The sequence below is a fragment of the Roseovarius mucosus DSM 17069 genome (assembly GCF_000768555.3).
Classification (GTDB): Bacteria; Pseudomonadota; Alphaproteobacteria; order Rhodobacterales; family Rhodobacteraceae; genus Roseovarius; species Roseovarius mucosus.
The window spans coordinates 220,377-232,171 of record NZ_KN293975.1 but is presented as its reverse complement, the minus strand read 5'-3'; the positions used below and the strand labels follow the sequence as shown (position 1 = coordinate 232,171).

General features: G+C 63.0%; 14 protein-coding genes. 3 read left to right on the top strand and 11 right to left on the bottom strand.

Features of this window, described 5'->3' with window-relative positions; all coding sequences use genetic code 11:
- Positions 1-63: 63 nt before the first annotated feature.
- The 4 genes from ROSMUC_RS01135 to ROSMUC_RS01125 form a co-directional block, all read right to left on the bottom strand.
- Positions 64-276, bottom strand: coding sequence for a hypothetical protein (locus tag ROSMUC_RS01135; RefSeq protein WP_037268621.1), 213 nt, complete (start codon positions 274-276; stop codon positions 64-66).
- Complete coding sequence (locus ROSMUC_RS20940) at positions 276-428, bottom strand: hypothetical protein (protein WP_170062542.1); 153 nt, start codon at positions 426-428, stop codon at positions 276-278. The genes ROSMUC_RS01135 and ROSMUC_RS20940 overlap by 1 nt, the downstream gene beginning before the upstream one ends.
- 217 nt (positions 429-645) lie before the next feature.
- Complete coding sequence (locus tag ROSMUC_RS01130; protein WP_037268619.1) at positions 646-1,071, bottom strand: helix-turn-helix domain-containing protein; 426 nt, start codon at positions 1,069-1,071, stop codon at positions 646-648.
- Entirely contained in the window at positions 1,068-1,313 is a 246-nt protein-coding gene (locus tag ROSMUC_RS01125) for a hypothetical protein (RefSeq protein ID WP_146005659.1), read from the bottom strand. Before ROSMUC_RS01125 ends, ROSMUC_RS01130 begins: the two co-directional genes overlap by 4 nt.
- Before the next feature lie 85 nt (positions 1,314-1,398).
- Here ROSMUC_RS01125 and ROSMUC_RS01120 point away from each other — a divergent pair, with 85 nt between their 5' ends.
- Both ROSMUC_RS01120 and ROSMUC_RS01115 read left to right on the top strand, forming a co-directional pair.
- Entirely contained in the window at positions 1,399-2,067 is a 669-nt protein-coding gene (locus ROSMUC_RS01120) for a S24 family peptidase (RefSeq protein WP_052115211.1), read from the top strand.
- Positions 2,068-2,104: 37 nt separating this feature from the next.
- Positions 2,105-2,404: a hypothetical protein gene (locus ROSMUC_RS01115; protein WP_037268615.1), complete on the top strand. Its 300-nt coding sequence runs from the start codon at positions 2,105-2,107 to the stop codon at positions 2,402-2,404.
- A gap of 521 nt (positions 2,405-2,925) precedes the next feature.
- Here the strand turns inward: ROSMUC_RS01115 and ROSMUC_RS01110 are convergent.
- From ROSMUC_RS01110 to ROSMUC_RS01085, 6 genes are all read right to left on the bottom strand, one after another.
- Positions 2,926-4,335 (bottom strand): PepSY-associated TM helix domain-containing protein, encoded by a 1,410-nt coding sequence (locus ROSMUC_RS01110; protein ID WP_037268613.1) that lies wholly within the window; start codon positions 4,333-4,335, stop codon positions 2,926-2,928.
- Between the two features lie 65 nt (positions 4,336-4,400).
- Positions 4,401-4,778 (bottom strand): hypothetical protein, encoded by a 378-nt coding sequence (locus tag ROSMUC_RS01105; protein WP_245875088.1) that lies wholly within the window; start codon positions 4,776-4,778, stop codon positions 4,401-4,403.
- Between the two features lie 35 nt (positions 4,779-4,813).
- Positions 4,814-5,365: a GNAT family N-acetyltransferase gene (locus tag ROSMUC_RS01100; protein WP_037269771.1), complete on the bottom strand. Its 552-nt coding sequence runs from the start codon at positions 5,363-5,365 to the stop codon at positions 4,814-4,816.
- A gap of 103 nt (positions 5,366-5,468) precedes the next feature.
- The gene (gene rpmG, locus ROSMUC_RS01095; protein WP_007799108.1) at positions 5,469-5,636 is read right to left on the bottom strand and encodes a 50S ribosomal protein L33; all 168 of its coding nucleotides are present in this window, start codon (positions 5,634-5,636) and stop codon (positions 5,469-5,471) included.
- A gap of 125 nt (positions 5,637-5,761) precedes the next feature.
- Complete coding sequence (locus ROSMUC_RS01090; protein WP_037268607.1) at positions 5,762-6,373, bottom strand: cell wall hydrolase; 612 nt, start codon at positions 6,371-6,373, stop codon at positions 5,762-5,764.
- 163 nt (positions 6,374-6,536) lie between these two features.
- Entirely contained in the window at positions 6,537-9,029 is a 2,493-nt protein-coding gene (locus ROSMUC_RS01085; RefSeq protein WP_425442760.1) for a putative PEP-binding protein, read from the bottom strand.
- A 295-nt stretch (positions 9,030-9,324) separates the two neighbouring features.
- Here ROSMUC_RS01085 and ROSMUC_RS01080 point away from each other — a divergent pair, with 295 nt between their 5' ends.
- Complete coding sequence (locus ROSMUC_RS01080) at positions 9,325-9,612, top strand: GIY-YIG nuclease family protein (protein ID WP_037268601.1); 288 nt, start codon at positions 9,325-9,327, stop codon at positions 9,610-9,612.
- Positions 9,613-9,684: 72 nt separating this feature from the next.
- Here the strand turns inward: ROSMUC_RS01080 and glyS are convergent, their stop codons facing one another.
- Entirely contained in the window at positions 9,685-11,793 is a 2,109-nt protein-coding gene (gene glyS, locus ROSMUC_RS01075; protein ID WP_037268598.1) for a glycine--tRNA ligase subunit beta, read from the bottom strand.
- Positions 11,794-11,795 lie beyond the last annotated feature (2 nt).

Sequence of the window (11,795 nt, the reverse complement as noted above, 5' to 3'; positions counted from 1 at the left end):
GGGACCGCGCAGCGCACAGGCCAGCACGCGCGCGGAGACGAAACTTATGGGCAAGGCGGCGGATCATCGGGCGCGCTCCCGGATGAAATCCGCCCTGCGGATCGACAGGTGATGATCCTCGGCCAAGCGGCTCAGGCGCATCAGCGGCAACGCGCAGCACGGCTCGTCGATGTCGCGCACCAACTGCAGGGCCAGTGCGACGCGCAGCGCCTGCGGAATGGCCGCGATCTCGGCCTGCAACTGGCCTGCATCGGGAATGAGATCAGATAACCGCATCACATTAAATCCTGTGTTGAAGGGGGTGTTTCAGGGGCGGCACCTTGGCGCAACACCGCGACGGACAGGCCTGCGGCGGCCACGGCCCAGAAGATCAGGGCAAACGCGAAAGCAAGAATGATCCCGGTTCCGGGCATGGGGCGCGGGCTCATGCGACACCCCCGGTGGCGCGGACGAGGCTCGACACCCCGCCCGCGCGCGCCCTACCATCGTCGCTGCCAACAAACCGATGGAGGGAACTGATGAAGCAAGATGAACTGACAGAACTGGAAGCGTTCCGCATGGCGGTGCGCCTCGCGGAGGCGGCACTCTCAGCCGTGCCCGGCGCGCTTAACGTCGCGAACCGCGAGGATGTCATCGCCGACCGGATCATTGACTGTCACCATGGGATACGGCGCGCGTGGGAGCACGTGCTGGGCACACCTCCGGGAGCGCGACACTGACAGTTTCGCCGCAGCGCAGGCAGTAAGCGTTGCGGCGGCCCGGCCCGTGCGTTTTCATCAGGCAGGGATGCGCCGCGCGCCATGCCGCGCCCCGCGACGACAGGAAAACCGGCGTCACCACCTCGTCGCGAAAGCCGCCAATCACATAAGCCATATCGATGCCCGCATCACTCATGGCGAAATAAAGCGTGTCGTCGATGCCCGCGCGCCCCTCCTCGATCTCAACCCAATCATCGAGATTAATCCCGAGCGCGCGCGCCATATCCGCGCCGCTCAGCCCATGAATGACAAGCTCCTCACGCAGCCGCGCGCGCATGCCTTTTCCAAGCCGTAGGCCAATCCGTTCGCTCATGCGGCGTCCCCCTGTTTGCTGGATGGGCGGGGGATGTCGCGGGGCCATTCGAGGTCCCGGTCCCAATTCTGATCGAACCAAGCGAGCAGCGCAGCCGCGCGCTTAACCGTGCACCCGCTACCGGTCGCGAGACTGCCAAAGAACTTTCCGTCGTTCGCGGCATAGGTCGAGATCGTCGACAGGGAGAGCCCCCTATGCGATGCGAGGGCCTTCGCGAGGTCTAGTAACTGAAGTTCATTCATGCTCTGCTCCGTAACGTTACCGATTATGTTAGTGGTAACTTTACCGATATGCAAGCGGGTATTTTTTCGGTAAAGTCACCGAATCATGAGCACCCCTGATCAATCATTTGCTGAGATCGTTCGGCATCGGCTAAAAGAGCTTGATAAACGGGCATTTACCGTTGAGCAGGAGCGCGGCTTACCGCGTGACGCGATCAGGAATGTTCTGCGAAGTGAGAAGCAAGATGGCCCCACATTGAACCGAGCACGCGAGATAGCCGAGGCGCTTGATCTAGACTTCTACATTGGGCCAAGGCGAGAGACCGGAACGGTCTACACCACACAGATCGACCGCGAAGATTTTGCGGCAATCCCGCGCGTAGATGCACGGCTGGCGGCGGGCGCGGGGGCAATGAACGGTGACGTCAGCCTGCAAGGCGCGCTGGCCTTTCGCCAGGACTGGCTGCGCGAGCGGGGCATTTCACCGGCACAGGCCTGCCTTCTTACCGTTGCCGGTGACAGCATGTCGCCCACTCTGCACGACGGCGACCTGGTCATGATCGACGAGCGCCGCACTACCGTTCGAAACCGGCACGTTTACGCCTTCGTCGACATCGACGGCAGCGCCCGCGTCAAGCGCGTCGAACTGGTACCGGGCCAGCTGATCATCCTGACATCTGACAACCCCGCCCACCCCACCGAAACCCGAACCGGCCCCGACATGAACCGCCTCCGCATCCTCGGCGAGATTGTCTGGTCGGCACATGCGTGGTAGCACTTCACAAGCTTAGCTTTTTCCGATCGAGGCCCGCATGGAGAGCATCAAAATTACGCCAGTTCATATCGCCTTGGGCGGCGTGCTGATTGTCGCGGTTTTAGTCGTGGGCGGCTTCTGGTTTGCCGGAGACAGCGAGAAAACAGGGCTCTACATAGAGGCTGCGGCGGACTGCAGAAACGGCGCAGGCGCAGGTAAAATCCTAGCGCTTGATGACCTCTACGGCAGCGAAGCGCGCCCAAAAGACTTGTATTGGGAGCTGAGCCAATGCGTGCATGATTACAGGATGGAGCGGATCAGGTATCTTCAAGGCCTGCGCAATTCCTTGTCTGACTGACCGCTCACAATCGCCCGATCCGCCCAAAAATCACTTCGCAGTTCGCCTGAGCCTGGAAAAAACCGTCCCACTTATCTTTCCGGCTCGACGCCGTCCGGCATTGGCTATGTGATTGATTTAAATGGCCTAACCATGGAAGTGGGACGGCAAATGCGAACTGGGCGGACTAGGTCCCAGTTCCGGACCCGTCAAGCGCCTCGATATGGCCCCCTGAACACCCCTGAAAGAGCCGTTTAAACCCTGTTTTAATAGGGTTTGGCCGCTTTCTGGCGCTCCCCGCGTCCGCCCTCTCGTCAGCGCCATTTTTGCCCTCTCAGCCCTTTTTTGCCCTTTCACTGTAAACTTCGCGCGCTGTCGTGTTGCCCGTCCCGCCTGCCCGCAAAAGCCCTTATTTCATTGGCCTATCCGGCAAAGTCCGGCGTCAGTTCGGTTCTTCCGGCATCACTGTAAACTAAGGTGTAACCCTACACGGGGTTCTGCGGGCGTTTGATTGTTTATGAGGGCGACTTTGCCCTCTGCGGTCAGTTCACGAGGCGGCGCAGCATCGGCAGGCGCGAGAGCACCAGCGCATCGAGCGCCAATACCGTGATCAGCGTCAGCCCCGCCATCGGAAAGGCCAGCGACACCGCGATACCCACCAGCACCGCGCCCTGCCACATTGGCATGTCACGTGGCAGCGGCGGCGCGGCCAGCCGCCCGCCCGCGCCGACGGGCCGACGTTTCCACCACATCACAACGGAACTGACACAGAGGAAAATGACCGAGAGGCAAAAGACCGTATTGGCCAGCACGCTCCAGAGCCCCATCGTGCCCATATGCAGCGCGATGCCCACCGCCATCGCCTTGCCCGCGAGCGAATAATCCTCGTACCGCACATCGGCCAGGATATTGCCGGTGTATTGATCCACATGCACCGTTCGATCCGATGTGGGATCGGTGTCGTCCGTGTTCATGGAATCGCGGTTGATGGTCCAGACGCCGGTTTCGCCATTGGGAAGGTTGAGCTGATAGCGCGCGTCAAAGCCGATTTCACGCGCGAGCGCATCAAGCGTGTCGATATCGACCACGGTTCCGCCTTCAGTGCCGACGCCCTCATGCCCCGCATGGCTGCCCGAGGCGGGCATGGGCGTGAGTTCGAGCGCCCAAGGCACCTCTTTGCGGTCATGGTTCATGCTGGCGTGGATATCGTCCGAGAGGGGCACGTTGTCCCATTTCTCGGCCGGGAACTGGCTCCAGGCCTGAACCATCTTTTCCCCCCAGATCCCGGCCCAGGCAAGGCCCGAGACCAGAAAGAACGCGAGCACGATGGATATCCAGAAGCCCAGCACGCCATGCAGCGACCGCCAGAGCGCGCGGCCCCGGCCAAAACTGGGGATCAGCGCCGCCCGCCATCCCGCCTCGCGCGGCCACCACATATAAAGGCCCGTGGCGATCAGCACCATGCCGAGAGAGGCCGCGATTTCCAACATGCGGTCGCCGGTCACGCCCAGCATGAGGTTGCTGTGAATACCATCGGCAAAGTCATACCAGCCAGAGCGGCGCGGGAAAATCTCCAGCACCTTGGCAGTGTAGGGATCGACCACGACCATATTCGCATCGCCCTCCAGATCGACCCGAAAGATGGCCGCCAAATCATCACGGCGCGGTGCCACATATTGTTTGAGCGTGCCACCGGGAATGGCGGCAACTGCGGCGTCGGCCTGCTGCGATACGGCAAGCGCCATCTCTTGCGGCACCACGGGCGTGCGTTCGCCGTCGCGCCCATCCACCCACGAAATCCACAACATCATCATGCCGGTGACAGCAAGGATGCAGAAGAAGGGGATGACAAACAGGCCAGCGTAGAAATGCCAGCGCCAGGCGGCAAAGTAGAATTTGTTGACCCCGGTGCGCGCCTGCGCAGGGGCATAGGTTGGATCAATCGACGTCATGGACGACTCCGTCAGGATGACCCCCGATTCGGGGGGGAATTTTCAAAAGCAGTTGGTTCTGAAAATCAGGCCTGAGGTGGGGCGCGAACCTGAGCCAGCCGATGCGCGACGGTCTGTGTCCGGGTTTCGGGCGCGCCGGGGGCAAGCGGCGCGATACGCGGCGCCTGCCAGGGCTGGGCGGTCTCCGGCATCGCCAACACGACAAGCGTGTCGACAAGGCGGCACGCCTCGCAGCTGCCATTGCCCTGGTGATCCGACGGACCTGGGGCCGCGTCATGGGCCGCGTGATCCTCGCACAGATCCTGCGCCGTGCCGCCCGCTGCGACAAAGGCGAGATAGGTCGGATCAAACGCGCGGGCATTTAGATCACGATGCCCAAATCCGATTGCGGCCAATGCCAGACTAAGGGCAAGGACCACAATCAATTTAGAAAAATGGCTCACGGAGACACGCATGACGGGTGGCAGTCTGCCACAGGTCAGAGAGTCGCACCAGCCTCTAATGCCGCAGAATCCAGCGCCGGAAGGCACCGCACCTCAAGCCGCATCTGGGCGGCGGGCAGGCTGACATCGGGCGAGAGGCTAAGAATGACCTCTCCCAGCATGTCAAAGCCAGCCGCGCGACAGAAAGGCACCGCGTTGAGCGGGCAAAGACAGTGCAGATGCTGCACCCCGGCCCGTTCCACCATCTCAAGAAGATGCGCCATGAGCGCGTGACCGATGCCTTGCCCCTGCCCTGCAGGTGTGACGGCCAGATGCCTCAGGTGCGCCTGCCCCGGCGGGCAGCTGCGGCCAAAGGGGCTGATGTCGCTCCAGCCCGCGATGCCCAGCACCTCGTCGCCCTGCTCGGCCAGCACATAGCGCCCCCCAAAGAGCAGCGAGGGCACCGGGCGCGTCAAGAGCGGCACTGCGGCGCGCATCAGCGTTTCGGAATAAGCGCTGCGCATCTCGCCGGCATAGGCCGCGTGCAAAAGATCGGAAATCGCCGCATGATCGGCGGGAAAGACGGGGCGGATCAGAAACTCGGACATCGGCAAACCCTTTTGGGTAAAATCGCCGGCCACCGGAGCGCCCCAAAGAAAAAGCCGCGCTCGGGTTGGCGCGGCTTTGGCTGTCTGGTCTGGAAGGGGGATCTTACTTGATCTTGCCTTCCTTGTACTCGACATGCTTGCGCACCACGGGATCGTACTTTCGTACGGTCATCTTTTCGGTCATGGTGCGGGCGTTCTTTTTGGTCACGTAGAAATGGCCCGTGCCCGCGGTCGAGTTCAGACGGATCTTGATGGTCGTCGGCTTTGCCATTTTTTGTCTCCTGCGCCGGGCGATCGAACCGCCCGTGAATCTCTTATGAAGCCTGCCTTTTAGCGACGCTCGCAGCCGAGTCAACCGCGATTGTCGTTAAAACCGGCGATTTCGTCACAGCACCCTCAGTTCGAGGAAACGCGCGTGGGTTGGCGATAGAAATAATGCACCCCAATCGTGGCAGTCCGTGGAAACTGCCGCGCCCAACGGGGGTTGACGTTGCGGGTGTGGTAATGCGTGGCCCCACTGGTCAGGCTGCGCGGAGCGCCATCAACCATGGCACGCGCCACCTTGCCCACTTGGCGAAAGGCATCGCCTTCGGCGATGACATCGGCATGGCCATCACAGGTATAGGTGAACTGGCACTGATACTTGCGGCCCGTGCCCTGATGGATCACGCCGCAGACGGTATCGGGGTAATTGGGATCATCAACGCGGTTCAGGATCACTTCGGCCACTGCGAACTGTCCTTTGACGCTTTCGCCGCGCGCCTCGAAGTAGAGCGCCTCTGCCAGACAGCGCCACTCGGGTCCACCTTGGGCCGGGGCTTGCTGGTCGAGCCAGGCACTTGAATAGCTGATCTCGGTCTCGGGGCTGCTGAGGTAGCGCGCCATGCGGTCGCCTGAGATCGCGCGCAACGCGCGCATTTCTTGTTCCATCAATCGGGTCACTGGCGCGTCTGCCAGAACCGGGCCTGCCAACACTGCGAGTGCCGCAGCGAGTGCAATCCGTCTCATTCTCGTCTCCAGGCGGGTGGACGTATGGTCCACGGCATTCGTGCCCCTTAGCCAAAATCGCCGCAGGCGTCCACCTGAGCCACCGGCGGGTTCCCGCCGATTGCATTTTCTGTCTCAAATTACGGCTCGACTTTGCCTGATCTTGCGCGGCAGGCTGTGTTTCCTACTGCATCTTGTCGCGCACCGTGAGCTGTGCGGCAGCGAGTCGCGCCACCGGCACGCGGAACGGCGAGCAGGAAACATAGGTAAATCCGGCATCGCGGCAAAAGGCAATTGATTCGGGATTGCCGCCATGTTCACCACAAATCGACAGGCTGATCTCGGGATTGGCCGCGCGCCCACGCTCTGCCCCGATCTTGAGCAACTCACCCACACCATCGACATCGAGCATGTGAAACGGGTCTTCGGGGTAGACGCCCTGCTTGACATAGTCCGACATGAAGCGGCCCGCGTCATCACGCGATAGGCCATAGGTCATCTGCGTGAGGTCATTGGTGCCAAAGCTGAGAAAGGACACCAGCGGCGCAAACTCGCCCGCACGCAGGCAGGCGCGCGGGGTCTCGACCATCACGCCCAATCGATAGGTGAAATCGCGCCCTGTTTCGTTGCGCACGGCGGCGGCCACCGCATCGACCCGCGTCTTGACCAATTCCACCTCGCGCTTGGCGCTGACCAGCGGGATCATGATTTCGGGCACCACAGGCGCGCCTTCGCGGCTGGCCTCGAGCGTGGCCTCGAAAATGGCGCGGGCCTGCATGTCGTAGATTTCCGGCACGGTAATGCCAAGACGCACGCCGCGCATGCCCAGCATGGGGTTGTATTCACTCAGCGCCTCGACCCGGCGGGTGACATCCGAGAGCGGCAGATCGAGCGCTTCGGCCAGTTGCAGATGCCCCACGCGATCTGTGGGCAGGAATTCGTGCAACGGCGGATCAAAGAGGCGGATACAGACCGGCAGCCCCTGCATGATGCGAAAGAGATCGGCCAGATCGGCGCGTTGCATCGGCAAAAGACGCTCCAGCACGGCGGCGCGGTCGGTGCTGCCATCGGCAAAGATCATCTCGCGCATCACCGTCAGGCGCTCGGTGTCAAAGAACATATGCTCGGTGCGGCACAGACCGATGCCACGCGCGTCGAACTTGCGCGCAACTTCCGCATCGGCAGGGGTGTCGGCATTGGCCCGCACCGCGATGTCACGCACATCGTCGGCCCAGCTCATGAGGGTCTGAAAGGCATTGTCACGTGCCACTTCGAGCAGCGGCGTCTCACCCGCCAGCACCAGCCCGCCGGTGCCATCGATGGTGATCACATCCCCCGCCTTGACCACCCGGCCATCGGGCATGGTCAATTGCTTGCGCCGGGTCTGAAAATGGATTTCCGAGGCCCCGACCACACAAGGCAGACCGATGCCGCGCCCGATCACCGCCGCGTGGCTGGTCATGCCGCCCCGCTCGGTCAGCACGGCCACGGCGGCGTGCATACCGCGAATATCCTCGGGGCTGGTTTCGCGGCGCACCAGAATACAGGCCTCGCCGCGCGAATGCCCGGCCTGTGCCTCGGCGGCGGAAAAGACCACCCGGCCCGTGGCGGCACCGGGGCTGGCGGCGATGCCCCGCGCCAGCACATCGCGGGGGGCGGAGGGATCAACCTGCCGGTGCAGCAGCTCATTGAGCGCGCGTGGCTCGACCCGCATCAGCGCGTCATCGCGACTGATGATGCCATCCTCGGCCAACCGCACCGCAATGGCCACGCCGGCGCGCCCATTGCGGGGCACGCGCAACCCGTCGAGAATCCAGACCTTGCCATTCTCGATGGTGAATTCGGCCTGCATTTCCTCGCGCAGGCGGGCGCGCATCAACTCGGCATAGGCGCGGATTTCGGCAAAGGCATCGGGGGCCAGTTCCTCGAGCGAGGGGCCGCGCGGATCGCGGGTGAGATAGATCGCATCCGCGCCATGGCTCAGCGCATCGCGTCCCTGACTTTGGCTGAGGTAGCGGCCAATGATCTGGCGCGCGCCGGTCTGGCCATTGACCAGCTGCATCACGCCAGAGCCACATTCCCCCTGCCCCAGACCCAGCGCCAGTTCCTGCACCACAAGGCCCAGCCCCGCATCGGCGGGCGCGCCTTTGGCCTGACGCAAGAGCCGCGCCGTCGTGCCCTCCCACGCCCGCGCCATCGAGCGCAGCACCTCGGTCAGTTGCTTGCCGGGGTCTTGGGGAAATTCCTCTTCTGCTTCGGATTCATAAGCCTTGAGCGCCTGGCTCAGGCCCAGCACCGGATCGGGCGAGACATCCTCGAACACGTCCGGATCAAGCCGCGCCACATGGATGGCATAGGCCTGCACGAAGCGCAGGTAGATATGCGAGGCGGCCTCTTTGCCGATACGCTCCGACAATTCGACAAAGCGCGCATCGTTGATACCGATATTGAGCACCGCCCCCGGCCCGCCCCAATCAGGGTCCTCGGACGAGGGGCGCACACAAAGGAGTGGCGCATCGCCAAAGGGGGCGAGAAAGCGCGCCATATCCGGCACTTCCCCCGCCGCGATCCGATGCACCGCCTCAAAGGACAGCGCCACGGTGCGCGGCACCGGCAGATCGAGCCGCACAAGGCGTTGCAGGCATTTTGCGCGCCCCCCGTGGGTATGGGTATGCATTGGGGCCGTGGGGGTGATGAGGGTGATATGGCTGTCGTCTTGCTGCACTGCGGCACCTTTCCTTTGACCGCACCATACGCGCGTTGCGCCACAAGGCAAGGGAAAGGATGACGGGCGGGATCGGTCCAGCGTGGTTAGAAAAACCAGCCCGGGCTTGACCCGGGGCCTCACCCCTTCCGCTACCTTACCCACCCCGGGCTTGACCCGGGGCCTTGCGCCACAAAGAATGAAGGCCCCGGGTCAAGCCCGGGGCGGGGTTCACACATTCATAACCATTTTTCGCCAAGACTGCGGAATGACACATTTCGTCTACATCATGGCGTCGCGCCCCTTTGGTGCGCTTTACACCGGACGCACCCGTGATTTGCGCAGCCGGGTCGCAGCGCATCGCGCTGGTCTCTCTGCCCATACGGCGAAATACAATATCGGGCGGCTGGTCTGGTTCGAACCACTGGACGATTTCGAAACCTCCCTCCGGCGGGAGCGGTCAATCAAACGCTGGCATCGCGCATGGAAAATCGCCTTGATCACAAGCGCAAACCCCGACTGGCGGGACGATACCTCAGAAATCCCCGACCTCTAACGGTCCGCCCCGGGCTTGACCCGGGGCCTTGCGCCAATGAACCCGAGGCCCCGGGTCAAGCCCGGGGCGCGATCAACCCTCGATCCGCGTGAGGTCCGCCGCTTGCAGGCAGATATTGCGGATGCTGCTCAGCAGGTTGAGGCGGTTGCGGCGGATGACCGCGCTTTCGGCATTGACCTGCACGGCGGTAAAGAAGGCGTCAATCGGTGCCCGCAGCGCCGCCATCGCCCCCATCGCGCGCGCGAAATCCTCGGCCTTGAGCGCGCTGGCAATGGCGGGCTCTGCGGTGGCGAGCGCGGCAAAGAGCGCGCGCTCCTCGTCCGTTTCCGCGAATTTCACATCCGCGCCGTAGGAATATTCCACCCCGTCCTTTTCCTCGGCCTGAGTGAGGATATTGTTGGCCCGCTTGAAGCCCTGCAACAGGTTCTCGCCATCGTCGGTTTTCAGGAAATCGCTGAGCGCACGGGCGCGGTGGACGAGAAGCGTGAGGTCGTCATTGCCCGGCATCGCAAGGCAAGCGTCAATCACGTCATGGCGGATGCCTTCCTCGCGCAGATGGACCTTGAGACGGTCGTGGAGGAAGGCGAGGAGGTCATTCGTATCGCAGTAGCCCAAATGTCCATCGCGTTCTCGTGCGCCCACCGTGTCGGATGCCGATGCGAAAGGCCCAGGACGGCAATTCAATTGAAGTCGCACCCCATTCCCCAAAACCAACCGAATAACCCCCAAGGCCGCGCGCCTGAGCGCGTAGGGGTCTTTCGATCCCGTCGGTTTCTCGTCAATCGCCCAAAACCCCGTCAGCGTGTCGATCTTATCCGCCAGTGCCACCGCCACCGACACGGGCGCGCTTGGCACGGCGTCGCCCGGCCCGAGGGGCGAATAATGCTCTTGGCAGGCGGCCGCCACTTCTGCGGGCAATCCTGCCGCCTGCGCGTAATAGCGCCCCATCAACCCCTGCAATTCGGGGAATTCGCCCACCATGGCGGATTGCAGATCGGCCTTGGCGACCTTGGCCGCCTGCTCCGCCAGATCGGCATCGGCCCCCACAAGCGGCGCGATTTCACGCGCCAGCGCGGCGATACGGGCGATCCGGTCCGCCTGCGATCCCAGCTTGTTGTGAAAGGTGACATGCGCGAGCCCTGCGCCCATCCCTTCCAGCCCCTCGGCCTGAACGGTGCGCAGGTCGTTTTCCCAAAAGAATTTGGCATCCGACAGACGCGCCGCCAAAACCTTTTGATTGCCCGCCAGGATGGTCGCGCCCTGATCGGCGGTCTCGACATTGGCGACGGTGACAAAGCGTTCGATCCGTCCCGTCTTGGGGTTTCTCACCGAGAAGAACTTTTGATGTTCCTTCATAGAAGTCTGAAGCACCTCGGGTGGCAGGCCGAGAAAGGCGTCGTCGATCCGCCCCATCAGCACCACGGGCCATTCCACCAACCCTGCCACCTCGGCCAACAGGCCGCGATCCTCGACCAGTTCCAGCCCCGATGCAAAGGCCTGATTGCTGGCCTCTTGCCAGATATGCTGTGCGCGTTCCTCGGCCTCGAGGATGACATGCGCGCGGCGCAGCTTGGCGCGGTAATCGTCGAACGACGTGACGGCAAAGCCCCCCGCGCCCATGAAGCGATGCCCCTCGGTCGTGTTGCCCGCGCGGATGCCATCCACGTCGAGATCGACCACCGTCACCTCGCCCGCCTCATCGGTCAGAATGCAGAGGATGGAATGCAGCGGGCGCACCCAGCGCAACGATCCGGCCCCCCAACGCATCGACTTGGGCCAGGGGAAATTGCGGATGATCTTGTCGAGTTCCTCGGCCACGATGTCCGCCGCCGGGCGTCCGGGCTTGGTGATCGTGGCGAAATAGACCTGCCCCTTTTTTTCGTCGCGGATTTCAAGCTGATCGCGGCTCAGCCCCGCACCGCGCAAGAATCCCTCGATCGCCTGTTCGGGCGCATCGACGCGCGGGCCCTTGCGCTCTTCCTTGGTGGTCGGGCTCTGGCCGGTCAGCCCCTGCACCGTCAGCGCCAGCCGGCGCGGCGTGGAAAATGCCGCGGCCCCGGCATAGGTCAGCCCCGCCTCGACCAGCGCTTCCGTCAGACGGGCGCGCAGATCGTCGGCAGCCTTGGACTGCATTCGCGCCGGGATTTCCTCGGAAAAGAGTTCGATCAGGAGGTCAGGCATGG